Genomic DNA, 26,867 nt, shown 5'->3' with positions numbered 1-26,867 from the left:
TCAGCGAGTCGGCGTGAGCGCGCGTTGCGGGGGGCCCACGTACTCGCTCAGCGGGCGGATCAACGCGTTGGACGCGACCTGTTCCATGATGTGCGCCGTCCACCCGGTGATCCGGCTCATCACGAAGATCGGTGTGAAGCAGCCGATGTCAAAGCCCATCAGGTGGTATGCGGGTCCGGTCGGAAAGTCCAGATTGGGCTTGATGCCGTTGGCGGCCAACATATCTCGCTCCAGGATGTGGTAGATGTCCAGCCATCGCTGTCCGCCGCGAACGGCTGCGACCCGAGTCAGGGCCTGCTTCATCGTCGGAACCCGCGAGTCACCGTTTTTGTACACCCGGTGACCGAAGCCCATCACCTTGTCTTTGCGGGCCAGCTTGTCCTGTAACCACTCCGATGCCCTCGCGGGCGTACCGATTTCGAACATGTCATGCATCACGGCTTCGTTAGCGCCGCCGTGCAGCGGACCCTTCAGCGCACCGATGGCAGCGGTTACCGCACTGTAGATGTCGGACTGAGTGGAGGTGACCACCCGAGCGGCGAACGTGGAGGCGTTGAAGCTGTGTTCGGCATAGAGGATCATGGACTGCTCGAATGCGTCCACGATCACCTGCTCCGGGACATCGCCGAAGCACATGTGCAGGAAGTTCTGCGCGTAGCCCATGTGGCTATGTGGGGCAATGGGTTCCAGGCCGCGACGTCGGCGCATGTCGGCGGCGACGATGGTCGGCAGAACCGCGAACATCCGCAGCGACTTGGCGTAGTTCGCCTCCGGGCTGCTGTCGTCCTCGTCGGTGTCCTCGGCACCCAGGTAGCTGATCACGGTGCGCACCACGTCCATCGGGTGACAGGTGTCGGGTTGCTTCGCGATCAGCGACAGCATGGACCGGTTCAGCCTGCGGGCGGCGCGTTCTCGTTGGGTGAACAATGCCAGTTGTTGATCGTTGGGCAGTTCGCCATGCCACAGCAAGTAGGCCACCTGCTCGAAGCTGCAGTGTGCGGCCAGATCCTGAACCGCGTATCCCCGGTATGTCAGAGAGTTGGTCTCCGGGACGACCTTGGAGATCGCGGTGGTGTCGACGACGACACCGGCCAGGCCTTTGAAGATGCGCGGCTGGTCTCCGATAGGGCTCATGGCGTGGCTCCTTCAGGGGCGAAGTCGTAGATATCGGAATCGAATTGGCTGTATTCGGCGTAGCGCAGTAGCTCATAGAGGCGGCTGCGCTGCTGCATTCGATCTAAGAGCCCCGATTGCGTTCCGGTGTCGGCGATTTCGCGAAGGCCGGCCTCGACGGCGTGCATGGCCAATCGCAGGGTGGTCACCGGATAGATCACCACGTTGTAGCCGATGCCGGACAGTTGCTCGGCGGTCAGCAGCTGCGACTTACCGAACTCGGTCATGTTGGCCAACAAGGGCGTATCCACTGCGGCCCGGAATTTCTCGAATTCGGCAGGGGTGTGCAGAGCCTCGGTGAAGATCAGGTCGGCGCCGGCGTCCGCGTACGCCTTGGCCCGGTCGATCGCCGCGCGCACCCCCTCCGTCGCCGCGGCGTCGGTGCGGGCACAGACCACGAAATCGCCGTCGCGCCTGGCGGATACGGCGGCGCGCAGTCGTTGGACCATCTCGCTGGTGGGCACCACTGCCTTTCCGTCGAGGTGTCCACATCGCTTCGGGTTGGCCTGGTCCTCCAGGTGGCACCCCGCCAGCCCGGCGTCCTCGAGTACGGTCACGGTGCGCGCGGCGCTCATCGGCTCGCCGAAGCCGGTGTCGGCGTCGATCAGGGTGGGCAGGTCGGTTACTCCCGCGATCTGGGCACCCCTCGCGCTTACTTCCGTCAACGTGGTCAATCCGACGTCGGGCAAACCAAGATCGGCGGAAAGCACCGCACCGGACACATACACCCCGTCAAACCCGATCTCGGTCACCAGCTTGGCCACCAGCGGCGAATAGACTCCCGGAAACCGTTGCAGCCGACAGCTGTCCAACGCTGCGCGGAACCGCGCCCGCTTGTCGGCTGCGGGCACGGCGCTGCCGATGAGCCCGCTCATCAGAAAATCCCCGGCTGAATCGTCGGCGCCTTGTCCAGCACTTGCGGTGCGACGGTGATGTTGAGCGCGCCCAGCGTGCCGGCCTGCTGTTCAGCCAGGCCCTCGACCGCAGCCAGGAACCGCTGCTGTTCGGCGTCGTCGACCACACCTGCGGCCAGCTCGGTGAATTTCGCCACGTACTGCTTGCGCTCAAACGGCCTGGCGCCCAATGGATGAGCGTCGGCGACGGCGATCTCGTCGACGATCGTCTCACCGCTTTTCAGCGTGATCTCCGCGCGGGCACCGAACGCCTTCGCGGCCGGATCCCCGGAGTGATAGCGCCGGGTCCACTCTGGGTCTTCGACCGTGGAGATCTTGTGCCACAGCTCGACCGTGTCGGGCCGGTGCGCCCGCTCGGGGGCGTAGGACCGCTCGTGATGCCAGGTGCCGTCCTGTAGCGCGACCGCGAAGATGTACATCACCGAGTGGTCCAGCGTTTCGCGAGAGGCGTCCGGGTCGAACTTCTGCGGGTCGCTGGAGCCGGTGCCGATCACATAGTGGGTGTGGTGACTCGTGTGCAGCACGATCGTCGCGATCTGGTCGAGGTCGCCGATCCGGTCCCGCATCCGGCGCGCGAGGTCGATCAGTGCCTGGCTCTGGTATTCCGCCGAGTGCTCTTTGGTGTAGCTGTCCAGGATGGCCCGCTTGGGCTCACCCGGCTCGGGCAGCGGGACCTGGTAGGTGTGCTCCGGGCCCGACAACAGCCACGCGATCACCCCGTCCTCGCCCTCCCAGATGGGAGCGGGCGCCCCCTCTCCACGCATGGCGCGGTCAACGGCCTCGATGCCGACCTTGGCCGCCCATGCGGGCGCGTATGCCTTCCAGCTGGAGATCAGGCCCTTGCGTGACTGCCGCGTGGACGTCGTCAGGTGCAGCGCCTGGCCGATCGCCGAGTAGATCGTCTCCTCGTCGAGACGAAGCATCGTGCCCAGGCCGGCGGCCACCGACGGGCCCAGGTGCGCGACGTGATCGATCTTGTGCTCATGCAGGCAGATTCCCTTGACCAGGTCGATTTGGATCTCGTACGCGGTGGCCAGACCGCGGATCAGGTCGACTCCGCCGATCCCGAGGTGCTGGGCAACGGCGACCAGGGCGGGGATGTTGTCACCCGGATGGGAGTAGTCAGCGGCCAGAAAGGTGTCGTGGAAATCCAACTCGCGCACCGCAACGCCGTTGGCCCAAGCCGCCCATTCCGGAGAGTAGTTACCTTTGACGCCGAAAACCTTTGCGCCCCTGGTGGAGACGGGATGGGCGAGAGCTTGAGCGCGCGCGACGGCGACCGCACGGCGAATGACCGAGGCCGCGGAGACCGCGGCGTTGTCGATGATGCGGTTGACCACCATCGCTTCCGTCTCCGCTGGTACGGCGACCGGGTCCGCCGCCACCTCGGCAATCTTCCATGCGAGGTGCTCACTCCGCGGGAAGTCGTCGGCGCTGCGCCGGGTTCGAATGTCGTGGATGCGCATATGCCGCACAGTACGCAGCTATCGCTGTGGGGTAAATGCCCTATACAAGCGTAATTTTGTGTCCTTGAGCGGATGATTTTGCAAACTTTGTGAAAGAGGATGCGGGTACTGTGTCACGGGTGGCGAAGACGTTCGCCGGCGCGCGTCTACGGCGGCTACGAGAGGACCAGGGGCTGACCCAGGTGGCGCTGGCGCGCGCCCTGGGCCTGTCCACCAGCTACGTCAACCAGATGGAAAACGACCAGCGCCCCATCACGGTGTCGGTTCTACTGACCCTGACCGAACGGTTCGACCTGCCGACCCAGTACTTCGCGCCGGATTCCGATGCACGCTTGATCTCCGACCTGAGCGAAGTGCTCGCCGAGGGGCCCGCGACGGCCGCGCAGATCGAGGAACTCGTCGCACGGATGCCGGCGGTCGGTCAGACACTGGTCAACCTGCACCGCCGTTTGCACGACGCCACTGCCGAACTCGAGGCGCTGCACAGCCGGGCCAATGTCGAAAGTTCGACGACATCGCAGCAGCCGATGCCCTTCGAAGAAGTAAGGGACTTCTTCTATGACCGCAAGAATTACATCGCCGAGCTGGATCTCGCGGCGGAGGAGCTGTTCAACCAGAACCGGCTTCGGGTCGGCGGGCTCGACGGCCAGCTGGCGGAGTTGCTCAATGACAAACTGGGCGTCACCGTCGTCATCGATGACGGCGAAGCGCTGAATCCCAACTCCAAGCGCCTCTTTCACCCCGAGTCGAAGACGCTGTATGTGCCACGGTGGCTGCACCCCGGGCAACGCGCGTTCCAGCTCGCGACGCAGGTTGCTCTGCTCACCCAGGCCAAGCTGATCACCGGCATTATCGCCGGAGACGACCAACTCAGCGACGATGCGCGGGGGGTGGCGCGGATCGGCTTGGCCAACTACTTCGCCGGTGCCCTGCTGTTGCCGTACCAGATGTTTCTCGACGCCGCCGAGAGTGTGCGCTACGACATCGACCAACTGGCAAGACGATTCGAGGTGGGCTTCGAAACCATCTGCCATCGCCTGTCCACGCTGCAACGGCCGAACGCACGCGGCGTCCCGTTCATCTTCGTCCGCGCCGACAGCGCGGGAAACATCTCCAAGCGCCAGTCCGCCACGGCATTTCATTTCTCCCGCGTCGGCGGAAACTGCCCATTATGGGTGGTTCACCACGCCTTCTCCCGACCCGGTCAGTTCCTCACGCAGATAGCGCAGATGCCCGACGAGCGTACTTATTTCTGGATCGCAAGGACCACCACGACGGAAGCCAACCGCTACCTCGGGCCCAACAAGAGCTTTGCCATTGGGCTCGGATGCGACGTGGCCCATGCGGACAAGCTGGTCTACTCCGTCGGCGTCGACCTGGCTGACGACGAATCAATCGTGCCGATCGGTGCGGGCTGCAAGATCTGTGACCGGCCCGCCTGCCCACAACGCGCCTTCCCCTATCTCGGCCGTCCAGTGCGCGTCGATCCCCACGCCAGCACCGACCTGCCCTATCCGCCTGCGACTACTGGCCTGCCGGACCCTGGTCACGACGGAAAAACCTGGTGATTCGCTCGATGATCCTGCCGAGAGGACTTTCCGCCCGTTGGGAATCCTTGATCCTGTCGCGGGTTTCCTTTCCCTTGACGGCGTAGTCGTTGACCGTTTCGTCGCCTTCTTCAGCGCGCATGTCCAATCTCCCCTCTATCCTTCGGCCGGCGCCTGGCGTCCGGGCGGTTCCGCCGGCGTCAACCGTTCGGGCGGTTCCGCCGGAGTCAGTCGCTCGGGCGGCTCCGCCGGCGTCAACCGTTCAGGCGTTTCGCCTGGTGTTCCAGGTTCTGATGGCTGCGGATCCGACGCCTCGCGCATGATGACTCCCTTGAATTGTTCAAGGTTGCCTACCCGCACACGCGAAATATCAAAACGATCCGGAGATCGTCGAGGTCTACCCCGCCTGTTTGACCGGCGGCCGGTAGAAAATCACCAACTGGCCGATGGCCCCGGCGAGGCCAAGGCCGACCGCGACCAGCAAACCCTTCCAGCCGGTGAGCCAGAGGTTGTCGCCGAAGATGAGATAGTCCAGGCTGAGCCGCCCCGGGCCCAGCGTGGCGACAACGACCGCGCTGACCGCCAGCACCAGGTTGTACTCCCAGCCCTCCTTGACGATGAAGAAGCCGTTGGCGCGATGCACGGTCCAGGCCGCGACGAGCATCAGCGACACGAAACCCGCCGCCGGAATCGGCGTGAGCAGCCCCGCCGCCAGGCCCAGGCCGGCAGCCGTCTCGGTGCTAGCAGCGACGACGGCGTGAAACGTACCGGGCTTCATGCCGATGCTCGCGAACCAGCGCGCGGTACCCGGGATCCGGCCGCCGCCGAAGAACTTGTTCAGACCGTGCGCGGCGAGCGTCAGGCCCAGCACCAGCCGCAGAATCAGTAACCCGACCTCGGAGGCAGTCACGTAGGGAGTCATACGTGCAAACCTAGATCATCGATGTTCTGACATGAGCGCCGAATCCAGCAGCCGTAGGTAGGCGTCGACGTCGGGCACCGCCGATTCCGCGGCGTGCACACTGATCGCGACGGTATCGCCGATGCCGTGCACCCCGTGCGTCAGGCCCATCGACGGCGACAGCGCCGGATATCCGGCCGTCAGCACCACCGGTGCACCCCCGAAGCTCAGGTCGGCCGCTCCGCGGTGAACGCTGGACACGACGGTGTTGCCGGCCACCTGCGCCGGTCGGCGGGCGGGGTCAAACCGGGATACGCCCCAACGCAGTAAGGCCGCGGGTGTCGCCGCGAAGGCCCGATCGGCGCTGCGCGTAGCCGGATGCTCGAATCGGCGACGGCCATTGGCCAAATCGGTCGCGATGCGCTCGGCCCGGGCATCGCGGTCGAGTTCGGGGTAGAGCCCGACGACGACGTTGCCGAAGTGGTTATGCGCATGCCGCACACCGGGTTTGGCCATCGGCACCTCGGCACCCAGCGAATTGCCGGGATCGCCAAGCAGATCGGACAGTGCCTTGGACACCGCGGCCAGCACACCGACGGTCACCGTCGGTGTGCTGGCCAGTTGCGAGCGGTGCCGAACCAGCGTGCGCATCGAGCGGGCGCCGTCCGGGCGGGTGTTGGTAGCCAGTGGCGGTCGCGACCCCACCCCCGGCGCCAACAGTCCGGAGCGAACATCGCGAACCAGCTGGCGGTGGGTGCGCGCCGCCTCGACCGTCCGGCACGGCAAGAACCCCGCGGGTAACGCTGTCACCTCGGGCACCCGGTCCGCGCGGCCGAACAACCAGGCCGCCATCGCCGAACCACGAGCGCCGTCGGCCAGCGCATGCGGGACCTGCATGACCGCAACGGTGCCCGAACCGGTGACGCCCGGTATGCCCAGCACCGGCGTGAAAACATGTACACGCCAAGGAATCCGGCGAATGTCGAGTTGGTTCTCGGCGAGGCCGGCGACGGCGTCCAAACAGCCTTGCCAGCTGTCGTCGGCGAGTTCGTGGCGGACCAGCTGTGCGGACTCGACCGTCGTCGGGACCCACCGCGGATAGGTGAGAGCACAACCATCCTCGAGTCGCATGTTCAAGTCCGGACAGGCTCGCGCACGTCCGCGGACCCCCTCGATGGCGCCGTCCACATCGGCCGGTACGCCGGCGAACGCATACAGCAGGAACGCGTCGTTGGGGATTTTCGCTGACACCCAATAGAACTGCGCGTCGACGGCCGTCATCCTGTGCATGAAAGCCCTTGCCACGGCGTCAGCCTGGCGAACCGACAAACGCCAGAATCAGTTTGGCAACCTTGTCCGGCTGTTCGAGCTGCAGGAAATGCCCGGCGTGCTCGACGATGGCTATTTCGCTGCCGGCCGGCAGCACCCGTTCCGTCCAGTAGGCGAAAGCCGATGTCATACAACCGTCGTCGCGACCATGCAGGTACAGGCTGGGCAGGATAGGCGGCAGCATCCACAGCCGGTTCAGCTCGGCGTATTGCGCCGGCGGACGCGGCTTGCGAATGGTGGCCCGGTACGGTCCCAGCGCCGCCCTCCAACTCTCCGGTGTCCCGATCGCGGCGTCCACGTGGCGCAGATCCTCGTGCGCGTCGCGATAGCCCGGCGACCACCGCCGCCACAGCAGCGGCAGTATCCACGACGCGGAACGCTCAGGCAGCCAAGGCAATTGAAAAAAGAGGATGTACCAGCTGCGCAGCAGTTGACGGGACAGCTGCAGCGCCTGACGGCCGCGGTCGGCAGCCCGGGCCGGCGAACGAAACGCCGCCGAAGGCGGCACTGACATGATCACCGCTTTGGCGAACGGGCTGTCCGGCATTGCGGCCAGGCCGGTGGCCGCAATCGCACCCCAGTCGTGACCGATCACCACGTCGTGCTTGGTGCCGCCGGCGGCCTGGCGCACGCGCAAGGCATCGTCCATCAGCGCCCCGACATGAAAGCAGCCGTCTTCCGGAATGGCCGACGGAGCATAGCCGCGCATAAACGGTGCGACTACCCGCCAGCCCGACTCGACCAGCCGTGGAGCGACCTTGCGCCACCCGTAGGCCGTGTCGGGGAATCCGTGCAGACACAAGGCGATTGGGCCATCGGACCGCCCCCAGGTCAGGGCCTTCAGATCCGCGCCAGGGCCCGGGATGTCGATCCAGTGTGGCTCAGTCATGTGGAGGTACCTGTCCCATCAATGAGTCCCTTCCGGATCTCTTCGGCGTCATCACTGTGCCGACCTGCAGCTGCCCCCGTCCCATCTTGCCCGTTAACGTCTAAATATGACGACCTCGGCACAGGCTCGCCGCTGGGCCAAGACCGACGCCACCCAGCGACGGATCTTGGATGCGGCAACAGAGGTATTCGCGACTAGAGGATTCACCGTCGCGACGATGGCCGACGTGGTGGCGGCCTCCGGCGCCAGCATCGGCAGCATCTACCACCACTTCGGCGGAAAAGGCGAGCTGTTCTTGGCCATCTTCGAGCAAATGGCCGACGCCGTCGACCGTCGCATCGACGCGGCGATGCAGCAGGCCGGCGCCGGCGAGTCACAGGACCCGCAGCACGTGTTCGAGCTGCACGTGCGGGCCTATCTCGAGGCGATGTGGGAAAACCGTCGGCTGGCCAAGATGTTGTCGTCCGGAGATACACCGCCCGGCTTCCAAGTGGTCCGTCGCGACCGCATGCAAGCGGCATTCCGCAGCTGGATGGCTGTGCTGGAGCTGGACAAGTCGGTTCGTGGACAACTCCTGAGTCGGGTGCTGGTGGCGATCATGGCGGAATCGTCGCTGATGGTCACCGAATGCGATAACGACGACGTGCCGGCGATCACCGATGCGGCGATCGACTGCATCGGCCGCCTTATCGGGTGAGCCCCGCCGCCTGCTCCAGCTCAGCAACGACGATCTTGCGCATGCCGTACATCGCCTTGGTTGCCGCCGCCGCACGCTCCCGGTCCGGGTCGCCGATCAACTCGTACAGCCGATCCGGAACGATCTGCCAGCTCAGGCCGTAGCGGTCCTTGCACCAGCCGCACTGCGATTCCTCGCCGCCGTCGGTCAGCCGGTCCCAGTAGTAGTCGACCTCGTCCTGGTCTTTGCAGTGCACCGTGAAGGACACCGCCTCGGTGAAGGGGAACACCGGTCCCCCATTGATGCCGATGAACCGCGTGCCGTCCAGCACGAAAGTGCCACTCAATACCTTGCCTGGTTCGCCCGGTCCCGCCTCGGTGGTCCGGTTGAAACTCTCGATCCGCGAGTTGGGGAACACCGAGGTGTAGAACTGCGCCGCCTCTTCCAGGTTGTGGTCGAACCAGAGCGAGGGGGTGATCGATGGCATGCCGCCTCATTTTCGTCAGGGTCTCGTCAACAGTGATAGACCCGGGCGGCGGCCAGAACTCACCGCGCCCGCCACCGCGGATCGTTGACAGTTTTAGAATAGGATTCTAATTATTCCTGCATGCTCAAGTTGTGGGCCAATTCTGGCGACGCCCACTTCATCGAGCCTGAGGATCTGTGGCGGTCGCGACTGCCGAAGCGGCTGGCCGAGCTGGCACCACGCAGCGAGAAGGATCCCGACGGGCGATGGGAGTCCATCCACGTCGACGGGCAGGTGTTCCGGCGCCGGCTGCCGAGCATCGCCCAGGAGGAGTTTATCCAGGCCACCGTGGCCGCCGCGGGCACGCGTGACGTCACCCAACGGCTGGCCGATCTCGACGACGAAGGCATCTGGGCCGAACTGGTGTTCCCGTCGCTGGGCATGTGGTCCGGCTCATTTCGCACACCGGAGCTGTTCCGCGAGACGATGCGAGCCTCCAACGACTGGTGCAAAGACACCATCATGGACTACTCGCCGCGGATGATCCCGACGGCACAGGTGTCGACGCTGGATATCGACGACGCGGTCCACGAGCTGAACCGTTGCGCCACAATGGGATTCAAAGCCGTATTCCTTCCGGTTGCACCACATCCCGCGCAGCGCGACTACCACTACGACGACTGGGAGCCGTTCTGGGCCACCGCCGAGGACGTCGGCATGGTGATCGCCTTCCATATCGGCACCGAGCCAATCGATTTCGCCGCCGGAGGTTCGATCGGGGTCACATACCACGGTCCCGGCGGAGCGGTGCTCAACTACACCGAGACGTCGTTCGGCGGTCAGCGCGCGGTGGTGAAGCTCGTCGCATCCGGCGCCTTGGATCGGCATCCGAACCTCAAAGTTCTGATCGCCGAAGGGGGCGCAACCTGGGTGCCGTTCATCGCCGACCGGATGGAAGAGGGCTATCGCCAGCACGCGATGGTGGCGCGGCCGAGGCTCAAGCGAAGCCCGCGCGAGATCGTCTACTCGCAGGTGTACGCGTCGTTCCAGCACGACTCGTCGGCGATTGCGGCGATGACGGCAATGGGCTTCAACAACGTGCTGTGGGGCAGCGACTACCCACACCTGGAGGGCACCTTCGGCCACACCCAGGCCACCCTGCACCAGCTGTTCGACGGCGTCGATCAGGCGACCAGGGACCGCATCCTGTTCGGCAGCTTTGCCGAGCTGTTTCCCGACGCGCCGCCGCCACCACCCCCGGGGGCCGATGGTTAAACCACCTATGTAACGTCAAACCATGAGCGCCGTGAGCAGTAGCCCGCAAACTATTGAGTTTTCCGGCGTCGGTGGGATCACCTTGATCGGCGACGAATGGAACCGCGGTGTCGCCGCAGCCGACCGGCCGACGATCCTGATGTTGCACGGTGGTGGGCAAAACCGGTTCTCCTGGAAGAGCACCGGCCAGATCCTGGCCGACGAGGGATACCACGTGGTTGCGCTGGACAGCCGGGGGCACGGCGACAGCGACCGCGCGCCGGACGCGGACTATGCCGTCGAGACCTTGAGGGCCGACGTGTTGCACGTGCTGGATGCGTTTAGCCGCCAGGTTGTGCTGATCGGGGCCAGCATGGGCGGACTGACCGGCATCCTGGTCGCCGACGCCGCCGGTCCTGACCGGGTGACCGGCCTGGTCCTGGTCGATGTGGTGCCGCGCTACGAGAAAACGGGCAGTGCCCGGATCCGGGATTTCATGCTCACCAACATCAACGGTTTCGCCTCCCTTGACGAAGCCGCCGATGCCGTCGCCGCATACCTGCCGTACCGCGAGAAGCCGCGCAGTCCGGAAGGACTGAAGAAGAATCTGCGGCTGCGTGACGGACGGTGGTACTGGCATTGGGATCCGGCGTTCATGACGGCACCCGGGGACGACCCGGAGCTGCGGACCGAGGGGTTCGAAGAAGCCGCCGTCAACCTCAAGATCCCTATCCTGCTGATCCGCGGCAAGCTCTCCGATGTGGTCAGTCCCGAAGGCGTACGGCATTTCCTGGACACGATGCCGCGGGCCGAGTTCGTCGAACTGTCCAATGCCGGCCACACCGCCGCCGGCGACGACAACGACGCCTTCAGCGACGTCGTGGTGGACTTCGTCAGGCGCCACACGCACGCCTGACAGTGAGAGCGGTTGCGCCCCGCTAACTGGGTTTCTCGGCGTGTCCGCCGAACTGCTTGCGCATGGCCGACAGCGCCTTGTCGGCGAATTCGTCGAGGCGACGGGACGCGAATCGGGAGTACAGCGCTGACGTCAGCACCGGCGCGGGAACGCCCTCGTCGATCGCCGCGATGGCGGTCCACCTGCCCTCTCCGGAGTCGGAGACCCGTCCGGAGAATTCGGTGAGAGTCGGCGATTCGTGCAACGCGATCGCGGTCAGATCCAACAGCCACGACTCGATCACACTGCCGCGCCGCCATAGCTCGGTGACCTCGGGAATATCGATATCGTATTGGTAATACTCGGGATTCGTCAGCGGCGCGGTTTCGGCGTCGCCTTTTTCGATAATGCGTTTGCCGATGTCGGCGTTGCGGAGAATGTTCAGTCCCTCGGCGAGCGCGGCCATCATCCCGTACTCGATGCCGTTGTGCACCATCTTCACGAAGTGGCCCGCGCCGCACGGCCCACAATGCAGGTAGCCCTGCTCCGACTGTGCGATCTCGCCATCGCGGCCCGGTGTCCTCGGGGCCGCATCCACGCCGGGCGCGACGCTGGCGAAGATCGGCTCCGCCGTCTCGACCGCTTCTTTGTCGCCGCCGATCATCAGGCAGTACCCCCGGTCCCGCCCCCACACACCGCCGCTGGTTCCGCAGTCCAGCAGATGAATCCCCTTGTCGGACAGTGTTTTTGCATGCCGCACGTCATCGCGGTAGTAGGAGTTGCCCCCGTCGATCACGATGTCGTCGGCTTCCAGGGTGTTCGCCAGTTCGTCGATCACCCCGGTGGTGATATCGCCCGCGGGCACCATCACCCAGACCACCCGCGGCGCGGTCAGTTTGTCGCGCAGCTCGGACAGCGAGGACACCCCGGTCGTGTTGTCCTCATTGGCCATCGCCTTGACCGCGTCGGAGCTGTGGTCGTACACCACGCACTCGTGTCCATCCTTGACCAGGCGGCGCACTATGTTCGAACCCATCCGGCCCAGGCCAATCATCCCTAGCTGCATGTGCTTTCGTCTCCTTACTTTCCTCCGCCGGCACTGCGGGGCAGCCACGGCTGTTGCCAACTGCGGTGACCACGCAGCAACGACTGAGCAGCCTCGGGCCCCCAGGACCCGCGATCGTAGGGGTGGATCTCGCCCGGATTGTCCAGTAACGGTTGCACGATTCGCCACGTCTGTTCAATGCCGTCTTCCCGGGCGAAAAGCTGGCGATCGCCGGTCAATCCGGCGTAGAGGAGTCGCTCGTAGGGCCGCACCGGTTCACCGAGGTCCTCCGCGAATGTGGAGTCGAGGTGGACGTCACGCCATGAGTCGCCGTCGTGAGCAACCAACTGCAGCCGCATTCCCGGATCCGGGTCGATACGCAACACGATCTGGTTCGGCTCGGCCCGATGACGGTTGGGCATAAAGGCCAAGTTGGGCACGCGACGCATGAATAGCCGCACCTCGGTGACCTTGGCGGGGAGGCCCTTGCCGGTCCGCAGGAAGATCGGCACACCGGCCCAGCGCCAGTTGTCGATCTCGGTCCGCAGCGCGATAAATGTCTCGGTTTGCGAATTCTTGGCCACCCCGGCGACATCGGTGTAACCGCGGTACTGACCACGCACGCAACGCTCGGCATCCAGCTCCGGCATCGCGCGGAACACCTCGGCCTTCTTGTCGTTCAGGTCGTCGGCGCTGGAACCGACCGGGGGTTCCATCGCGACCAGGGCGAGCACCTGCAGCAAGTGGTTCTGCACGACGTCGCGCAAGGCGCCGACCGCGTCGTAAAACTTTCCCCGGTCCTCCACACCGAAGTCCTCGGCCATGGTGATGTGGATCTCCGAGATGCTGTCGCGGTCCCACACCTCGGCGAGTCCCCGATTGGCGAACCGCAGGTACTCCAGCTCGACGACGGGCTGCTTGCCCAGGAAGTGGTCCACCCGCAGGATCTGATCTTCGTCCAGCACCGCACGCAGCCGTGAGTTGAGTTCGAGAGCGGACGCCAGGTCGTGGCCGAAGGGCTTTTCCACTGCGACGCGGGCCCGCTCCAGCAGGTCCACTTTCGCGAGGTTCTCGACGATCGGCGCAAACAACGCGGGCGGCATTTCCAGGTAGTACAGCGGACGGTAGTCCGAACCGATCTCCTCAGCCAGCGAACTGTAGAGCTGGCCGTCGGTGACGTCTCCGCATCGGTAGGACAACCGGCCCGCCAGCCGGTCGAACACCGCATCGTCGATCTGCTCGCCGGCGTCGCCAATGGACTTTCGCGCCCGCTCGATCAACTTCTCGATAGGGATATCGTCGCTGGCCACACCGATGATGGGGCAGTCCAGCATTTCATTGCGCTCAAGGCGGTACAGCGCCCGGAAAGTCATCTTGCGGGCCAGGTCGCCGGTAATTCCGAAGATCACCAGCAGGTTGGAGGAATCATCATCGTCGTCGGACAAGACCGCACCTTCCAAAAGTCACCCACTCGACTTTATGAGATCACTACCCCCGGAGGCCGGAGTCAACACTGCAGATCACCTGTGAACCCGGCAAGCCGGGCCGACGCAGGCCCTGAAAGGATGGGCGGGATGCCAGGCACGGGTGATCTGCTGCATATCGCGCTGTACGTCCTCGCCGCAGTCGCTGTCATCGAGGCCGGCGGGCTCGTCGTGCTGTGGCGCTTACTTGTCCGCAGCCGTCAGGAGACCGAGGAATTGCGGCAGCGGGTGGATGCCCGCAAGTGGCTGCTGTCCGGTGGTCGGGAGGCCGTCAAAACGGTGTGGAACACCGCCAACCTGGTACGCAAGGAAGGCTTCGGTGCCGCGGTCCGCAGCTCGATCGAGGACCTGGCCGACTGGGCCGAGGTCGAACGCCCCGATTTGGCGCGGGTCACTCCCGACGGCCGGGTGGTGATTCTGTTCTCCGACATCGAGGATTCCACCTCCCTCAACGAGCGGATCGGCGACCGCGCGTGGGTCAAGCTGATCGGCGCGCACGACAAGCTCGTCCATCGTCTCGTACACCAGCGGGACGGACATGTGGTGAAAAGTCAGGGCGATGGATTCATGGTCGCTTTTGCGCGCGCCGAGCAGGCGGTGCTGTGCGGTATCGACGTCCAGGATGCGCTCTACGAAGACGGAAAGCGCAAGCGGCATCACGAGATCCGGGTTCGGATCGGCATTCACATGGGTCGCTCGGTGCGCCGCGGCGACGACCTGTTCGGACGCAATGTCGCAATGGCGGCTCGGGTCGCCGGACAGGCTGCGGGCGGGCAGATCCTGGTGAGCGAACCGGTCCGAGATGCCGTCCGCAAGTGCCGTGACGTTGAAGGTATCCGTTTCGACGATGGCCGCGACGTCGAGTTGAAAGGGTTCTCCGGCAGCTACCGCTTATTCGCGGTGGAAACGGATGCCGATCCCGAATCGGACTGACCTATTCGGATGGGACGGGCTCTGCCTCGGATTCGGCCAACCTCTGGTGCAACCTGGCCCGAACCTCGTCGGACGTGTACGCGCGACGCTTGCGCTGATCGCGCACTACCAATGCGCCTCCGGCGACGACGCCCGCGGCACCGGCCAGCCCGACCCACTTCCAAATGCTGCGCATGGTTGACAGGCTATTCTGCGGCCGGATACCCGTAGGTCCCAGTGCCGATATAGCGAGGAGGCGACCATGCACACCCTTCGCGACAAGGTCGCCGTCGTCACCGGAGCGGGCAGCGGCATCGGCCGCGCGATCGCCCGCGCACTGGCCGACCGTGGCGCACGGCTGGTTGCCGTCGACATCGACGACGCCGCTCTCGACGCGCTCGCCGGCGACCCGGGCGGCCCAGGGGCCGGCATGCTGACGCACCGCGCCGACGTCTCGGATCCTCAAGCGTTCGAAGGCATTCGGGATGCGGCGCTGCAGCGGTTCGACAGGGTCGATATCGTGGTCAACAACGTCGGCGTGCTGACCAACGGCTTGCCGCAAGACATCCCGGTCACCGAATGGCAGCGCATCCTCGACATCAATCTGATGTCGGTGGTGCGCAGCAATGCCGCCTTCCTGCCGCTGCTGCTCGCCCAGGGAAGCGGACATCTGGTCAACACCGCCTCCTTCGCGGGGCTCTTCACCTATTCCTACGACCGACTGCCGTATGCGGCCACCAAGGCCGCCATCGTGCAAATCAGCGAAGGACTGGCAATCTATCTGCGGCCCAAGAACATTGGCGTCACGCTGCTGTGCCCGGGCCCGGTACTGACCAATATCGCCGCTGCCGTACCGACTTTCGGCGGCGGTGCGCCGCTGCGGATCCCGGGCGACCAGTTCGGGCTGCTCGACCCCGCACCCGTCGGTGAGCTCGTCGCCGATGCGATCCTGCGCAACCGATTTTTCGTGCCCACCCATCCACACGTCGTCGACGAATTGCGCCGTCGTGTCGAGGATTGGGACACCTACATCGACTACCAGATATCCCGCGGACTTTAAAAGGCATAGAAAGGCGTACACCGATGGCTGACCCTCGCACCGAAGGTCTGGACGTGCTCAAGGACATGCTGCCCGGCTTGATCCCGGAAACTGTCACGACTTTGCGCGACGGCGGCGTAGCCGACGAACTCGGCGAGCTCAGCCTCGATCACGTCTTCGGTGCGTTGTGGACGCGGCCCGGCCTGGATCGTCGCTCGCGCAGCTTGGTGACGCTGGGCGCGCTCATTGCGCTGCGGGCAGAGCACGAACTGAAGCTCCATTTCCAGATCGCGCTGCGCAACGGGCTGACCATCGAGGAGATCGAAGAGGTGATCTATCACATGACGGGTTACGCCGGCTATCCGGCGGCCACCACCGCGCGAAATGCCGCACGCGAAGCTCTGGTCCGTTAGCCGAACATGCTGACTCTCGATCAAGCGCTCGAAGAAACCCGCACCGGCGACTTGTGGCTGTTCCGCGGCATCTCGGGACCCGACCGTGCCATCCAGACCCTGACGAACGCCCCGGTGAACCACGTCGGCATGACCGTCGCCATCGACGACTTGCCGCCGCTGATCTGGCACGCCGAGCTGGGCGACAAGCTCGTCGACGTGTGGACCGGCACCAATCACCGTGGCGGGCAGCTCAACGACGCCCGCCAAGTCGTGTTGCGGTGGACGGAGCGCTACCACCAGCGGTGCTGGCTGCGTCAGCTGACGCCGTACGCCACCCGCCAACAGGAGAACGAACTGCTGCGGGTGATCGCCCGGATGAACGGCACCGCCTTTCCGACCACCGCCCGGCTGACGGGCCGGTGGCTGCGTGGCCGGCTGCCGACCGTCAACGATTGGCTACGAGGAATCCCGTTGGTGGACAAGAAGGTTCGAGAGCAAACGCAGCGGCGCAAGGAGCAGCATCGCAAGATGGGCGTGGCGACGGCGTACTGCGCGGAGACGGTGGCAATCACCTACGAGGAAATGGGATTGCTGGTCACGGACAAGGACGCGAACTGGTTTGATCCGGGCAAGTTTTGGAGCGGTGACACGCTGCCGCTGGCGCCGGGCTACCAGCTGGGCAACGAAATCGTCGTCGACGTCGGTCAATCATCGAGTTAGTCGACCGACATCTCTCCCATTTCCGACCACCCCGTCGCGTCGACCGTCTGGCTGATGATCTTAGGAGTGGACTTCAGTGCCTTCGGCAGCTCCTGCATCGCCTGCTTGAAGTGATCGCTGTTGACGTGCACACCGCCCGCGTCACCGTCGCGGAAGGCTTCGACCAGAACGTACTCAGCCGGGTTGTCCAGGCTGCGCGACCACTCGAACCACAGGTTGCCCTCTTCGGCGCGGGTGGCGGCGGTGAACGGCGCGACCAGCTCCGGCCAGCGCTCGGCCCATTCAGGCTTGGTTTCGAACTTGACGACGATGAAGATCATTGCTGGTCAGATTACGTGGTTCAGCCGATCTCCACACGCGTGGTCACCGGAGTTCGGTTTCGGGTCAAATCCAGCACCGGACAGTGTGCGTCGACCGCCTCTTGCAGCTCGCGGTAACGCTCCAGGGTCTCAGGCCCGGCCACCTTCACCACCACCCGCACTTCCTGGAATCCGGGGCGAATCGCATCCCCAGAAGGTTGGAAACCGAAGAAACCCTGCACATCCAGATCGCCCTCGGCGTGGGCGGTGATCTCGTCGACCGCGATTCCCAACTTTTCAGCCCAGAACCGCCAGGTCACGATCTGGCAGGAGAGCAGGGAGGCCAAGTAGTACTCAACGGGGTTGGGGGCCTTGCCCTCGCCGCCAAGCACCGGCGGCTCATCGACCTCGACGCTATATTCGCCCAAGGTGACCGTGCTGGCCACGGCGTCGTGGGCGGTGGCCGAAGCCTGGAACAGGACCTGGGCTTTCGACTTGTCGGCGGCGACCACGGCTTCGGTGGCCGCAATGAGAGTGCCCAGGTGAGTCGTCGATGCTGTCACGGCTGTACTCCTTCTGTCGTGGCGATGATAGGGAGCGCCGCGGGCCAGGTCGACCCTCCCGCTCGAAGTGAACCGAACCCATCTCGCCGAGACAACCGCTCTCCCGCGATGGTTAGGCTATGAATGCGCATCTATGCCTACGAACAAATTGATCAGATGCGACACCAAAAAATTCAGCCAAAAAGCGGCTAAGCCGCCGCTTGCGAAGATAGTGATGTTCCCCACAAGCGGCGGCTTCCGCCAATTCGGCAACTATTCGGGGTAAATGTGACCTATATCGCAGAATGCATCCGTTAGGTAGATCACATACCCGTCAGTCGATTTGGTTACGTATTCGTGATTTGAGGATCCTCGACCGGTGCTGGTTCCTGTATTGGAGGCGGCATCGGAGCGTCCACCAGAGCGGGTGGCTCGTCAGGCGGAGGAGGAAGCTCGTCGGGTGCAGGAGCCGGCATCGCGACATCCACCAGCACGGGAGCCGGTTCGTTTATCGGAGGCGGGAAACCTTCGGGGTCATCCATCGGCAAAAACATGTGGTGGGTGAATCCGCGCTGGTAGGCGCCAGCACCACCGATGCGGACGCCACCGCCCTCACCGCTGGATACCGGGGTCCCATCGGGCAGCGTCACCGCGGTGTGGCCGCCATTCCAGCCGATCACCAGAGCGTTGGGAGCGGTTCCATATTGGAAGCCGCGCGACAACAAAGCCGATTCTTCATTCCCGGTGTTGAACCGACTGCCGAAAACCGGCCTGTCTGTGGCCGCATTCGAAACCCATGAAGCCAACCCTGAACAATCGGTCCCGGCGGGGGAATCTCCACCCGGAATATACGGAGTGCCGGACACTTGATTGATAAGCGCCAACAGCGTAGCTACAGCAATCATGGGCAGGGACGCTATCAATAACATGCATAGGTAACCAAAGTTTGTGGTGCTAATCACTTTTGAATTCGAAAATGGCCTGCGCCTTATTAGAGCAAAATCATCACGGAACAATTTAAATATTGAAACAAAAGTAACCCTATCGCCCGAACTTGGCGCGGGCTTCGTCGGTGACCGGAGTGAACAGGTTGACGAGGTTCCCGTCTGGATCCCGGAATAACAGTGCCCGGTTACCCCACGGCATGGTTGTCGGCTCTGTCACGACTTCGGCGACGCGCCCTCGGAGCCGCTCGTATTCTGCGTCCACGTCCTCGACGATGAACTCCACGATCGCACTCCGGTTGGCCGCTGGCTCAGCGGATCCGTGTCCGAACAGCGGTACGGTCTTGTCGCTGCCGATAGCCAACGTGCCGATCGGCGTCGGAATCTCAGCGAAAAGCTCGTTCCCCCAAACCGCGGAGATTTCGGTGACCATCTCGTAGAAATCGACGAGCCGCTTGACGTCGGCCGTGATGATGCGGGTCGAAATGAATTTCATGCAGCCCTCCTCTTGTGCAAGGCATGCTAGGCACCTCCTCCGACACCTTGCGGTTCCCACTCTGGCGAGCGACCGAGGTACGCCAAGACGCGATCGAGGTCGTTGGCCGGGTCGCGCGACTGGATCGCTGGGCCAAACGGCGCACCGTCAGCGGTGCGGAATTCTGCGTCGGGCACGGCGAGCGCGATCGGCAGCACGGCCGCCACCACCTCGCTTGGAAGCCCAAAGGGCTGACCCATCGCGCGGGCGACGTCCCAGCCGTGGACGACGTAGTCGACGAAGTGAAAGCCGATCGCCAGTGAACCCGGGAAGGTGGCGCCGGACCCAAACTCAGGTAGCGCGAACGCCGCGTCGAGCACGTCGGCACCGGCGAACGCATCGATCACGTCGACGGCGGCCGCGCGATAGCTGCCGGCGGGGTCGGCTGCCACCGCGTCGGCGACCGTCGCGGGTTGCCATACCGCCGGATCGGCGCCGTGGCCGCGCGCGGCGGCGGCAAAGCCACAGTGCTGGACGGTCATATGGGTGAGCAGCTCGGCGAGGTTCCAGTCGGCGCACGGCGTCAGCCTGGATAGGTCGTCGATCGTGACGGCCGAGACCACGTCAACCGAAGCCAGGACGGCGATCCTGTGTAATGGGCGGAGATCCAGATTAGTATACATGTGCTTATAGTAAGCGTTCGTATACGATATGCCTAGCATTATCATCACGGCATGGTGCGGAAGGTGACGCGTCCCGACCTCGCGGCGATGCTGGTGCGACTGGCTCGGGAAACTGTGGCAGCCGAGCAGCCGGTGCTGGCCGCCCACGGGCTATCAATGTGGGGCTACATCGTGCTGACTGCCCTGGACAATTCGTCGATCCGCACCCAAGCGGCGCTGGCCGAGTTGATTGGCGCCGATAAGACACGCATCATTCCCACCCTTGATGAGCTGCAGGAGCATGGCCACATCGAGCGGATTCCCGACCCCGACGACCGTCGCGCCCGCCTGCTTGCGATCACCGAGTCTGGCCGGTCTGTGAAAAACGCCGTCCAGGTTGACATTCAGCGCGGCGAAGAACGCTGGCTTGGCCAGCTCTCAGCCAAGGACCAAAGCGTCTTTTTGCGTGTGCTGCATCAGCTTTCGGCGATTGCTTAGATCGCGGTCCATATTCCGTTGTTCCAGAATCCCCAACCATTGACAGTGGGGTTCCACATCAAGTTGGCCCCGGGTGCCCACGACGGTTGAGGAGGCTGAGGCGACGCCCACGGCGGTGGAGGGCCCCAAGGGCCCCACCCCGCCGGACCAAACGGGCGTCCCGGATGTTGCCAGTCGTGGCAGCGATTCCAGTCCCAGTCCGAGACGTTGTTCCAGCCCGGGTCCCATTGATCACCTGGGCACCAGTGATAGCTCGGCGCAGGAGCCGGCGCCGGCCGAGCGATGCCGCCGGCCAATCCGAAAGCCGACAACGCCAACCCGCCCGCCAACAGCACGCTCGTAGATCGTCGAACCCACGATCTCGCTTGCCTTACAGCCGCCATCTCTCAAGGATTTCCCTAGACCGGGATCCAAGCAAGCCCATCTGCTCGGCTGACAGCGATGAGGCGCTTATCGCGCGTAAGCAGCTTCGCTGCTGGCACCAACGCGACCGAACCAAGGAGATGGACGTCGTCGCCGACTATCGGCACTACGACCACTAAGACCTACCGCGGGACGTCAAAGTAATCGCGCCAGGCGGTGATCTTGTCGCCCGTCACCTCGAAGGCACCCATGCAGCGTGCGGCGATTTGGTTCCCGTCGTAGATGAAACGATCGACACGCTCGGTCAAAACCACATTGCCGTTGACTGCGATGTTCACGAGCTCCAACTCGGCAGAGTCCATACGCTGAACGTAGCCTTCGACAGCCTCGCGGATTTCGGCGTGCCCGCGGTGCACCCCTAACGCAACGTTGTCCCAGACACCATCAGGATGGAAGTGGCCGACGATTTCGTCGACATCGAGGCCATGCCACGCAGTCAACTCAGCGCGTACTACATCTTCGGGCGTCACCGCACCTCCAAGTCCTGTCGAAGATGGAACGCCGTTCAGACTACGTAGCGGCGTCAGCGTGTGGCGCACTTTGAACAGGGTCGTATCGCGCCTTCACAGCACTCTTCCTGAAGCGGATCTTCGACGACAGGGTCTCGACGAACGCGGACTCCGCCGCGTGGAGATGGTCAATCCATACCGATGTGTCGACCAGGATCATGCGCTGTGGCTGCGCCGCCGCGGCGCCGCCGTCGCAGAAGGATCCGAACCTCCGAGCGCAGCGAGCCTGCGTGCGCTCTCGACACGGATCAACGTTTCGAGACCTTCGCGCACCAACGCAGACTTCTCCCGTATGCCGGTGAGATCAGACGCGCGATCGACGAGTGCGTCGTCGACTGTGATCGTTGCTCTCACCATGGCCTCACATCAAGTTGGTATTCAATTGATGACGTTTCTGATGCTATCCCCAAGTCTTGTGCGTGCGGCCTCATCCGCGGAGAGTTCGAGTGCCACAGTCTTTCGACCGCCGCTCGCTCCTTCGCCGCTCATTTCGACGACTTCGTTGTTGCTCCGTGGCGGAACTCGACGACGTCGCCGTCGGCCATCACATAGTCCTTGCCTTCCATGCGTACCTTGCCGGCCGCCTTGGCCGCGGCCATGGAGCCGGCGGCGATCAGCTCGTCGTAGGACACGATCTCGGCTTTGATGAAGCCCTTCTCGAAGTCGCTGTGGATCACCCCGGCCGCCTTTGGTGCGGTGTCGCCCTGGTGAATTGTCCACGCCCGCGCCTCTTTTGGGCCCGCGGTCAAAAACGTCTGCAGCTTCAAAGTGTGAAAACCCGCCCGCGCCAACGCATCCAGGCCCCGTTCGGTCTGCCCGATCGACTCGAGTAGCTCGGCGGCCGACTCGTCGTCGAGTTCGGAAAGTTCCGACTCGATGGCGGCGTCCAGGAACACCGCATCGGCGGGCGCAATCAGCTCGCGCAGCTCCGCGATGCGCGCGGCATCGGTCAGCACCGCCTCGTCGGCGTTGAAGACATACAGGAACGGCTTGGTGGTCAACAGGTTCAGCTCCCACAGCACCGAAGCGTCGATACCCGCGGCGGACAGCGTCGTCCCGCCGTTCAGCACCTCTTGCGCGGCCAGCGCCGCGTCGCAGACCGGCTTGCGCTCCTTGTTGGTGCGGGCTTCTTTCTCCAGCCTGGGCAGAGCACGCTCCAGGGTCTGCAGGTCGGCCAGGATCAGCTCGGTATCGATCACCTCGATATCGGATTTGGGATCCACCCGTCCGGTGACATGCGTCACGTCGTCGTCGGAGAACACCCGCACCACCTGGCAGATGGCGTCGCATTCGCGGATATGGGCCAGGAACTTGTTACCCAGTCCGGCGCCCTCGGACGCGCCTTTGACCAAGCCCGCGATGTCGACGAAGGTCACCGGGGCAGGGACTATCCGCTCCGAATGGAATAGCTCCGCCAGCTTGTCCAGCCGCGGATCGGGCAGCGAAACGACACCCTCGTTGGGTTCGATCGTTGCGAACGGATAGTTGGCGGCCACCACATTGTTGCGGGTCAGCGCGTTGAACAGCGTCGACTTGCCCACGTTCGGCAGACCCACGATTCCCAGGCTCAAGCTCACAGGGAATCAAGTCTAGGGGCCGGCGGCGAAGCCGGACGACACAGAGCTTGCACGGCCCATACATGCCACGCCCCGGACTTGACAAGGTATTTACGGGTCTTTGGACGCATTGCCGGTACGGTCAACATGTGTCAGCGCAGCGGGAAAGGTCGGCAGTAGACGCTGCCCACCGCTCGATCCTCCCCGATGTCGAAGGTGTGCCGTGGTGGGCAGCACTGCTCATCGCCGTGTCCGCGACGATCCTCGGGTATGTCATCGACGCCGGTCACAAGGAGCTGACCCACGTTTTCGCAGGCTGCTACATCGTTGGCTGTTTGATAGCCGTGCTGGCTGTGCGGCAGTCGGGCGTGTTCACCGCGGTCATCCAGCCGCCGCTGATTCTCTTCTGCGCTGTTCCCGGCGCGTATTGGTTATTCCACGGCGGCAAGATCAACAAGGTCAAAGACCTCCTGATCAACTGCGGCTACCCGCTCATCGAACGTTTCCCGCTGATGCTGGGTACCGCGGGCGTCGTGCTGCTGATCGGCCTGCTCAGGTGGTACTTCGGCTTGACGCAGCGGCCCGCTGCCGAGACGGAAAGCAAAACTCATACCCGCACGGAGTCGAAGCCCGTGCTCAGCGGCATCGTCGCGAAGCTAGCATCGTTCTTCAACGGCTCGGACGACGACGAGGACGGTGCCGACGAGGCTTCCTCGGCCCGCTCACGCGCCGCCCGCCGGACCGCTAGAACCGACCGGGCAGCGCGCGCTAACCGCTCCGCCCAGCGTCCGGCCCGCAACCGCTCCCGGCATTCTCACGGGGCTCGGGAAGACCAGAACGATCCGCCCCGACGCTCTCGACGCCCCCGGCCGCAGGGTGATCCGGACCCGCGTAGCCAGCCGCCCCGAGAAGGCCGTCGGGAACCTTACGGGCGCCGCAGTTCCTACGAACGACCGGCGAGCCGCAGCAGCCGCTTCGATCCGTACGAGCCGCCCTACGAGCGCTACGACTCCTACGAGCGCTATGAGCAGCCGCGCCGTCGCGCCACACCAGGTGGGCCTAAAAGCGCCAACCCGACGCATCATCCGATCTCGCAGGTCCGCTACCGAGGATCAGCGCCGCGGGACGAGGGCCCGGACGACCCCCGGGCCGGGCGCCGCGGCCAGCCGCGCGCACCGCGGCGTCACCGGGCTGACTCCTGGGAATACGACATCTAACTCAGAGGACTTTGCGAATCTCCCGCGGTAGCGCGAACACCAGCGTCTCGTTGGCCGTCGTCACCTGCTGGACCACTTCGAAACCGCACTCAGCCAGCCGCTCCAGCACGCCGCGCACCAGCACCTCGGGAACGGACGCACCCGACGTGACGCCCACCGTTGTGACGCCCTCGAACCACGCCGGGTCGATGTCGTCGGCCCAGTCGACTAAATGAGCCGCACGCGACCCGGCACCCAACGCCACTTCGACCAGGCGCACCGAGTTCGACGAATTACGCGAGCCGACGACAATGACCAGCTCACACTCGGGTGCCATCGCCTTGACCGCGACCTGCCTGTTCTGGGTCGCGTAGCAGATGTCGTCACTGGGCGGGTCCTGCAGCTTCGGGAATCGCTGTCGCAACCGCTCGACGATCTCCATGGTCTCGTCCACGGACAGCGTGGTCTGCGACAACCAGACGACCTTGTCCTCGTCACGCACCGTCACGTGTTTCACGGCCTCTACCCCGTCGACGAGCTGCACGTGATCGGGTGCCTCACCCGCGGTGCCGATGACCTCCTCGTGGCCTTCATGGCCGATCAGCAGGATGTCGTAGTCGTCGCGCGCGAACCGCCTGGCCTCGTTGTGCACCTTGGTAACCAGCGGGCAGGTGGCGTCGATGGTCTGCAGGTTCCGCTCAGCGGCCGCCGCGTAGACCGTCGGCGCGACGCCGTGCGCGGAGAACACCACGATGGCGCCCTCGGGGACCTCGTCGGTCTCCTCCACGAACACCGCGCCGGCGTTGGCCAGCGTGTCCACCACGTGGCGGTTGTGCACGATCTCGTGGCGCACATACACCGGCGGACCGTACTTTTCCAGCGCACGCTCGACCGTCTCGACTGCCCGATCCACGCCTGCGCAGTAGCCACGCGGTTCCGCCAGCAATACCCGTTTGCGGATTGGGCCGTCGACAACCGAGCTGCTAGCACCGGGAATCCCCATGTCGACAGTGGGCGGCATGACATTCAGGGTACTGACCGGCGCCCGCTCTATCAGAATCAATGTCGGCGGATCCTGGTACTCTCGAATGTATGTTCGAATTAACCGGTCGGGAGCCGGATCCAGCGGTGATCGCCCGCTCCGATGAGATCGCCGAGGAGGCCAAGGAGCGCTACCGGTTGCGGACGCCGACCGCGGAGTCGACGGGGTGGGTGGAGCGGATCTGTGCGTCCGCGCGGGCCGAGAACCGGGCGGCGGCCGCGCAGTTGGTGGGGATCGGCGAGTTGTTCGCCTACCGGCTCTCGCAATGCTCGGAGACCGAGGATTGGGCGATCGACACCATGGCGGCCGTCGCCGCCGAAGTGGCCGCGGGGTTGCGGATCAGCCAGGCTCTGGCCGAAAGCCGGGTCCACTATGCCCGAGTACTGCGTGAACGGCTGCCAGAGGTGGGTGCGGTATTCGCGGCCGGCGACATCGACTACCGGGCGTTTCAGACGATTGCGTACCGCACGGATCTGATCGAAGACGCCGACATTCTGGCCAATGTGGACCAGCGGGTGGCGGCTAATGTCGGCCGGTGGCCCTCGATGACCCGGGGCCGTTTGTCGGGCAAAATCGATCAGATCGTGGCGCGGGTCGATCCCGATGCGGTGCGCCGGCGCACCAAATCCCAGACCGAGCGCGAGGTCTGGATCGGCGGGGATTTGGAGGGCATTTCGCGCATCGAGGGCAGTCTGTTCACTGCGGACGCGAACGCCCTGGATGAGCGTCTGTCGGCGCTGGCGGCCACGGTGTGTGCCCACGATCCGCGCACCGCCGCGCAGCGCCGCGCCGACGCGTTGGGGGCGCTGGCCGCCGGGGCGGATCGGCTGGGATGTCGCTGCCGACGGGAGGACTGCGTGTCCTGGACCCGGCCGCCGGCCAGTCCGGTGACCATGCATGTCATCGCCGAGCGGACCACCCTTGATGGCCTCACTGACGCACCGGGTAGCGAGCTGAACGCCGACGGGCTGATCCCGCCCGAACTACTCAGAGAGCTCGCCGAGTCCGCGAAGCTGGTCCCGCTGCTGCATCCCGGCGATGCCGCACCCGAACCGAACTATGTGCCCTCCGCGGCGCTGGCGGCCTTTGTGCGCTGCCGGGACTTGACCTGCCGCTGGCCCGGGTGTGATCAGCCAGCGAGCGACTGCGATCTGGACCATACGATTCCGTTTGCCGAAGGTGGGCCCACCCATGCGGCCAACCTCAAATGCTATTGCCGTACCCATCATTTAGTGAAAACCTTCTGGGGCTGGCAGGACAAGCAGTTAGCTGACGGGACCCTGATCCTGACCTCACCGGCCGGACACACCTACGTCACCACGCCAGGCAGCGCGCTGCTGTTCCCCAGCCTGTGCCAGGCCGTCGGCGGCATGCCCGCTCCCGAAGCCGACCCTCCACCCTCCGACTACTGCGCCGACCGCACCGCGATGATGCCCAAACGCCGCCGCACTCGGGCCAAAAAGCGCTCCGACCGCGTCGCGGCCGAGCGTCAACACAACCGCGCGGCCCGCGAAGCCGCGTCAGCTACCGCGGCCGCCCCCGACCACGACCCCCCGCCTTTCTAGGCGGACGAGCCCAATGCGCAGGTCGGCTTGGCGTTAGCCGACCGCTTAAGG

The 26,867-nt window shown here is 64.6% G+C and carries 31 protein-coding genes; 11 read left to right on the top strand and 20 right to left on the bottom strand.

The window, feature by feature from the left end; translation table 11 throughout:
- The 3 genes from AC5Y21_RS00605 to prpD are packed head-to-tail and all read right to left on the bottom strand — an operon-like array spanning position 1 to position 3,553.
- A complete protein-coding gene (locus AC5Y21_RS00605; RefSeq protein WP_499908376.1) occupies positions 1-1,134 on the bottom strand; it encodes a bifunctional 2-methylcitrate synthase/citrate synthase in 1,134 nt (377 codons plus the stop codon).
- A complete protein-coding gene (prpB, locus tag AC5Y21_RS00600; RefSeq protein ID WP_499908374.1) occupies positions 1,131-2,048 on the bottom strand; it encodes a methylisocitrate lyase in 918 nt (305 codons plus the stop codon). Before prpB ends, AC5Y21_RS00605 begins: the two co-directional genes overlap by 4 nt.
- The gene (prpD, locus tag AC5Y21_RS00595) at positions 2,048-3,553 is read right to left on the bottom strand and encodes a 2-methylcitrate dehydratase PrpD (RefSeq protein ID WP_499908372.1); all 1,506 of its coding nucleotides are present in this window, start codon (positions 3,551-3,553) and stop codon (positions 2,048-2,050) included. Before prpD ends, prpB begins: the two co-directional genes overlap by 1 nt.
- A 110-nt stretch (positions 3,554-3,663) precedes the next feature.
- Between prpD and AC5Y21_RS00590 the strand changes: the two genes are divergently transcribed.
- Positions 3,664-5,121: a short-chain fatty acyl-CoA regulator family protein gene (locus tag AC5Y21_RS00590; RefSeq protein WP_499908370.1), complete on the top strand. Its 1,458-nt coding sequence runs from the start codon at positions 3,664-3,666 to the stop codon at positions 5,119-5,121.
- Positions 5,122-5,497: 376 nt separating this feature from the next.
- On the opposite strand, the gene AC5Y21_RS00585 is transcribed toward AC5Y21_RS00590, so the two are convergent.
- Genes AC5Y21_RS00585 through AC5Y21_RS00575 form a run of 3 tightly spaced genes read right to left on the bottom strand, consistent with a single transcriptional unit; the run spans position 5,498 to position 8,219 of the window.
- Entirely contained in the window at positions 5,498-6,022 is a 525-nt protein-coding gene (locus AC5Y21_RS00585) for a DoxX family protein (RefSeq protein WP_499908368.1), read from the bottom strand.
- A gap of 15 nt (positions 6,023-6,037) precedes the next feature.
- On the bottom strand, positions 6,038-7,282 hold the full coding sequence (locus AC5Y21_RS00580) for a WS/DGAT domain-containing protein (RefSeq protein ID WP_499908366.1): 1,245 nt from the start codon (positions 7,280-7,282) through the stop codon (positions 6,038-6,040).
- Between the two features lie 28 nt (positions 7,283-7,310).
- Positions 7,311-8,219 (bottom strand): alpha/beta fold hydrolase, encoded by a 909-nt coding sequence (locus tag AC5Y21_RS00575; RefSeq protein WP_499908364.1) that lies wholly within the window; start codon positions 8,217-8,219, stop codon positions 7,311-7,313.
- Positions 8,220-8,325: 106 nt separating this feature from the next.
- On the opposite strand from AC5Y21_RS00575, the gene AC5Y21_RS00570 reads away from it, so the two are divergent.
- Positions 8,326-8,916 carry a TetR/AcrR family transcriptional regulator gene (locus tag AC5Y21_RS00570; RefSeq protein ID WP_499908362.1) on the top strand — a complete coding sequence of 197 codons (591 nt, stop codon included), beginning with the start codon at positions 8,326-8,328 and terminating at the stop codon, positions 8,914-8,916.
- Here the strand turns inward: AC5Y21_RS00570 and AC5Y21_RS00565 are convergent.
- A complete protein-coding gene (locus tag AC5Y21_RS00565; RefSeq protein ID WP_499908360.1) occupies positions 8,906-9,382 on the bottom strand; it encodes a VOC family protein in 477 nt (158 codons plus the stop codon). The genes AC5Y21_RS00570 and AC5Y21_RS00565 overlap by 11 nt on opposite strands.
- A 120-nt stretch (positions 9,383-9,502) precedes the next feature.
- Between AC5Y21_RS00565 and AC5Y21_RS00560 the strand changes: the two genes are divergently transcribed.
- Together AC5Y21_RS00560 and AC5Y21_RS00555 are read left to right on the top strand one after the other, a co-directional pair.
- The gene (locus AC5Y21_RS00560) at positions 9,503-10,636 is read left to right on the top strand and encodes an amidohydrolase family protein (protein WP_499908358.1); all 1,134 of its coding nucleotides are present in this window, start codon (positions 9,503-9,505) and stop codon (positions 10,634-10,636) included.
- Positions 10,637-10,658: 22 nt separating this feature from the next.
- Positions 10,659-11,531, top strand: coding sequence for an alpha/beta fold hydrolase (locus AC5Y21_RS00555; RefSeq protein WP_499908357.1), 873 nt, complete (start codon positions 10,659-10,661; stop codon positions 11,529-11,531).
- Between the two features lie 22 nt (positions 11,532-11,553).
- On the opposite strand, the gene gnd is transcribed toward AC5Y21_RS00555, so the two are convergent.
- Positions 11,554-12,576: a phosphogluconate dehydrogenase (NAD(+)-dependent, decarboxylating) gene (gene gnd / locus AC5Y21_RS00550; protein ID WP_499908355.1), complete on the bottom strand. Its 1,023-nt coding sequence runs from the start codon at positions 12,574-12,576 to the stop codon at positions 11,554-11,556.
- 14 nt (positions 12,577-12,590) lie between these two features.
- Complete coding sequence (locus tag AC5Y21_RS00545; RefSeq protein ID WP_499908353.1) at positions 12,591-14,000, bottom strand: glucose-6-phosphate dehydrogenase; 1,410 nt, start codon at positions 13,998-14,000, stop codon at positions 12,591-12,593.
- A 129-nt stretch (positions 14,001-14,129) separates the two neighbouring features.
- On the opposite strand from AC5Y21_RS00545, the gene AC5Y21_RS00540 reads away from it, so the two are divergent.
- Positions 14,130-14,972, top strand: a complete 843-nt coding sequence (locus AC5Y21_RS00540; protein WP_499908351.1) for an adenylate/guanylate cyclase domain-containing protein — start codon at positions 14,130-14,132, stop codon at positions 14,970-14,972.
- Between the two features lies 1 nt (position 14,973).
- Here the strand turns inward: AC5Y21_RS00540 and AC5Y21_RS00535 are convergent, their stop codons facing one another.
- Entirely contained in the window at positions 14,974-15,147 is a 174-nt protein-coding gene (locus AC5Y21_RS00535; protein ID WP_499908349.1) for a hypothetical protein, read from the bottom strand.
- A 66-nt stretch (positions 15,148-15,213) separates the two neighbouring features.
- On the opposite strand from AC5Y21_RS00535, the gene AC5Y21_RS00530 reads away from it, so the two are divergent.
- Genes AC5Y21_RS00530 through AC5Y21_RS00520 form a run of 3 tightly spaced genes read left to right on the top strand, consistent with a single transcriptional unit; the run spans position 15,214 to position 17,105 of the window.
- Entirely contained in the window at positions 15,214-16,011 is a 798-nt protein-coding gene (locus AC5Y21_RS00530; RefSeq protein ID WP_499908347.1) for an SDR family oxidoreductase, read from the top strand.
- A 23-nt stretch (positions 16,012-16,034) separates the two neighbouring features.
- Complete coding sequence (locus tag AC5Y21_RS00525; protein ID WP_499908345.1) at positions 16,035-16,403, top strand: carboxymuconolactone decarboxylase family protein; 369 nt, start codon at positions 16,035-16,037, stop codon at positions 16,401-16,403.
- Positions 16,404-16,409: 6 nt separating this feature from the next.
- On the top strand, positions 16,410-17,105 hold the full coding sequence (locus AC5Y21_RS00520) for a guanylate cyclase (protein ID WP_499908343.1): 696 nt from the start codon (positions 16,410-16,412) through the stop codon (positions 17,103-17,105).
- Here the strand turns inward: AC5Y21_RS00520 and AC5Y21_RS00515 are convergent.
- From AC5Y21_RS00515 to AC5Y21_RS00495, 5 genes are all read right to left on the bottom strand, one after another.
- A complete protein-coding gene (locus AC5Y21_RS00515) occupies positions 17,102-17,425 on the bottom strand; it encodes a putative quinol monooxygenase (protein ID WP_499908341.1) in 324 nt (107 codons plus the stop codon). The genes AC5Y21_RS00520 and AC5Y21_RS00515 overlap by 4 nt on opposite strands.
- A 20-nt stretch (positions 17,426-17,445) precedes the next feature.
- A complete protein-coding gene (locus AC5Y21_RS00510; RefSeq protein ID WP_499908339.1) occupies positions 17,446-17,967 on the bottom strand; it encodes an OsmC family protein in 522 nt (173 codons plus the stop codon).
- Positions 17,968-18,293: 326 nt separating this feature from the next.
- Positions 18,294-18,908, bottom strand: coding sequence for a peptidoglycan endopeptidase (locus AC5Y21_RS00505; RefSeq protein ID WP_499908911.1), 615 nt, complete (start codon positions 18,906-18,908; stop codon positions 18,294-18,296).
- Between the two features lie 79 nt (positions 18,909-18,987).
- On the bottom strand, positions 18,988-19,386 hold the full coding sequence (locus tag AC5Y21_RS00500; RefSeq protein WP_499908338.1) for a VOC family protein: 399 nt from the start codon (positions 19,384-19,386) through the stop codon (positions 18,988-18,990).
- Between the two features lie 26 nt (positions 19,387-19,412).
- Entirely contained in the window at positions 19,413-20,048 is a 636-nt protein-coding gene (locus AC5Y21_RS00495; RefSeq protein WP_499908336.1) for a TIGR03086 family metal-binding protein, read from the bottom strand.
- 51 nt (positions 20,049-20,099) lie between these two features.
- Here AC5Y21_RS00495 and AC5Y21_RS00490 point away from each other — a divergent pair, with 51 nt between their 5' ends.
- Positions 20,100-20,525 carry a MarR family winged helix-turn-helix transcriptional regulator gene (locus AC5Y21_RS00490; protein WP_499908334.1) on the top strand — a complete coding sequence of 142 codons (426 nt, stop codon included), beginning with the start codon at positions 20,100-20,102 and terminating at the stop codon, positions 20,523-20,525.
- Here the strand turns inward: AC5Y21_RS00490 and AC5Y21_RS00485 are convergent.
- The 4 genes from AC5Y21_RS00485 to ychF all read right to left on the bottom strand — a co-directional run bounded on the left by AC5Y21_RS00485 (position 20,522) and on the right by ychF (position 23,034).
- Positions 20,522-20,908, bottom strand: a complete 387-nt coding sequence (locus tag AC5Y21_RS00485) for an Mtp family mycobacterial-type pilin (RefSeq protein WP_499908332.1) — start codon at positions 20,906-20,908, stop codon at positions 20,522-20,524. The two genes, AC5Y21_RS00490 and AC5Y21_RS00485, sit on opposite strands and share 4 nt — an antisense overlap.
- 162 nt (positions 20,909-21,070) lie before the next feature.
- Positions 21,071-21,487 carry a limonene-1,2-epoxide hydrolase family protein gene (locus AC5Y21_RS00480; RefSeq protein ID WP_499908330.1) on the bottom strand — a complete coding sequence of 139 codons (417 nt, stop codon included), beginning with the start codon at positions 21,485-21,487 and terminating at the stop codon, positions 21,071-21,073.
- Positions 21,488-21,613: 126 nt separating this feature from the next.
- Entirely contained in the window at positions 21,614-21,811 is a 198-nt protein-coding gene (locus AC5Y21_RS00475) for a type II toxin-antitoxin system VapB family antitoxin (RefSeq protein ID WP_499908909.1), read from the bottom strand.
- Positions 21,812-21,942: 131 nt separating this feature from the next.
- Entirely contained in the window at positions 21,943-23,034 is a 1,092-nt protein-coding gene (gene ychF / locus AC5Y21_RS00470; RefSeq protein ID WP_499908328.1) for a redox-regulated ATPase YchF, read from the bottom strand.
- A gap of 128 nt (positions 23,035-23,162) precedes the next feature.
- Between ychF and AC5Y21_RS00465 the strand changes: the two genes are divergently transcribed.
- Positions 23,163-24,230: a DUF6542 domain-containing protein gene (locus tag AC5Y21_RS00465; RefSeq protein WP_499908326.1), complete on the top strand. Its 1,068-nt coding sequence runs from the start codon at positions 23,163-23,165 to the stop codon at positions 24,228-24,230.
- A 1-nt stretch (position 24,231) separates the two neighbouring features.
- On the opposite strand, the gene AC5Y21_RS00460 is transcribed toward AC5Y21_RS00465, so the two are convergent.
- Positions 24,232-25,230 carry a 4-hydroxy-3-methylbut-2-enyl diphosphate reductase gene (locus tag AC5Y21_RS00460; protein WP_499908324.1) on the bottom strand — a complete coding sequence of 333 codons (999 nt, stop codon included), beginning with the start codon at positions 25,228-25,230 and terminating at the stop codon, positions 24,232-24,234.
- Between the two features lie 71 nt (positions 25,231-25,301).
- Here AC5Y21_RS00460 and AC5Y21_RS00455 point away from each other — a divergent pair, with 71 nt between their 5' ends.
- On the top strand, positions 25,302-26,816 hold the full coding sequence (locus AC5Y21_RS00455) for an HNH endonuclease signature motif containing protein (protein ID WP_499908322.1): 1,515 nt from the start codon (positions 25,302-25,304) through the stop codon (positions 26,814-26,816).
- The last annotated feature ends 51 nt before the right edge of the window (positions 26,817-26,867 follow it).

The sequence above is a fragment of the Mycobacterium sp. NGS41 genome, assembly GCF_059812725.1.
The sequence above is the reverse complement of the archived record's forward strand: the minus strand, read 5'-3'. Positions and strand labels throughout refer to the sequence as shown.

Coding starts and splice junctions, on each gene's coding strand:
- AC5Y21_RS00605 (WP_499908376.1), bottom strand. CDS start 1,134: ATGAGCCCTATCGGAGACCAGCCGCGCATCTTCAAAGGCCTGGCCGGT.
- prpB (WP_499908374.1), bottom strand. CDS start 2,048: ATGAGCGGGCTCATCGGCAGCGCCGTGCCCGCAGCCGACAAGCGGGCG.
- prpD (WP_499908372.1), bottom strand. CDS start 3,553: ATGCGCATCCACGACATTCGAACCCGGCGCAGCGCCGACGACTTCCCG.
- AC5Y21_RS00585 (WP_499908368.1), bottom strand. CDS start 6,022: ATGACTCCCTACGTGACTGCCTCCGAGGTCGGGTTACTGATTCTGCGG.
- AC5Y21_RS00580 (WP_499908366.1), bottom strand. CDS start 7,282: ATGACGGCCGTCGACGCGCAGTTCTATTGGGTGTCAGCGAAAATCCCC.
- AC5Y21_RS00575 (WP_499908364.1), bottom strand. CDS start 8,219: ATGACTGAGCCACACTGGATCGACATCCCGGGCCCTGGCGCGGATCTG.
- AC5Y21_RS00570 (WP_499908362.1), top strand. CDS start 8,326: ATGACGACCTCGGCACAGGCTCGCCGCTGGGCCAAGACCGACGCCACC.
- AC5Y21_RS00565 (WP_499908360.1), bottom strand. CDS start 9,382: ATGCCATCGATCACCCCCTCGCTCTGGTTCGACCACAACCTGGAAGAG.
- AC5Y21_RS00560 (WP_499908358.1), top strand. CDS start 9,503: ATGCTCAAGTTGTGGGCCAATTCTGGCGACGCCCACTTCATCGAGCCT.
- AC5Y21_RS00555 (WP_499908357.1), top strand. CDS start 10,659: ATGAGCGCCGTGAGCAGTAGCCCGCAAACTATTGAGTTTTCCGGCGTC.
- gnd (WP_499908355.1), bottom strand. CDS start 12,576: ATGCAGCTAGGGATGATTGGCCTGGGCCGGATGGGTTCGAACATAGTG.
- AC5Y21_RS00540 (WP_499908351.1), top strand. CDS start 14,130: ATGCCAGGCACGGGTGATCTGCTGCATATCGCGCTGTACGTCCTCGCC.
- AC5Y21_RS00535 (WP_499908349.1), bottom strand. CDS start 15,147: ATGCGCAGCATTTGGAAGTGGGTCGGGCTGGCCGGTGCCGCGGGCGTC.
- AC5Y21_RS00530 (WP_499908347.1), top strand. CDS start 15,214: ATGCACACCCTTCGCGACAAGGTCGCCGTCGTCACCGGAGCGGGCAGC.
- AC5Y21_RS00525 (WP_499908345.1), top strand. CDS start 16,035: ATGGCTGACCCTCGCACCGAAGGTCTGGACGTGCTCAAGGACATGCTG.
- AC5Y21_RS00520 (WP_499908343.1), top strand. CDS start 16,410: ATGCTGACTCTCGATCAAGCGCTCGAAGAAACCCGCACCGGCGACTTG.
- AC5Y21_RS00515 (WP_499908341.1), bottom strand. CDS start 17,425: ATGATCTTCATCGTCGTCAAGTTCGAAACCAAGCCTGAATGGGCCGAG.
- AC5Y21_RS00500 (WP_499908338.1), bottom strand. CDS start 19,386: ATGAAATTCATTTCGACCCGCATCATCACGGCCGACGTCAAGCGGCTC.
- AC5Y21_RS00495 (WP_499908336.1), bottom strand. CDS start 20,048: ATGTATACTAATCTGGATCTCCGCCCATTACACAGGATCGCCGTCCTG.
- AC5Y21_RS00490 (WP_499908334.1), top strand. CDS start 20,100: ATGGTGCGGAAGGTGACGCGTCCCGACCTCGCGGCGATGCTGGTGCGA.
- AC5Y21_RS00485 (WP_499908332.1), bottom strand. CDS start 20,908: ATGGCGGCTGTAAGGCAAGCGAGATCGTGGGTTCGACGATCTACGAGC.
- AC5Y21_RS00460 (WP_499908324.1), bottom strand. CDS start 25,230: ATGCCGCCCACTGTCGACATGGGGATTCCCGGTGCTAGCAGCTCGGTT.
- AC5Y21_RS00455 (WP_499908322.1), top strand. CDS start 25,302: ATGTTCGAATTAACCGGTCGGGAGCCGGATCCAGCGGTGATCGCCCGC.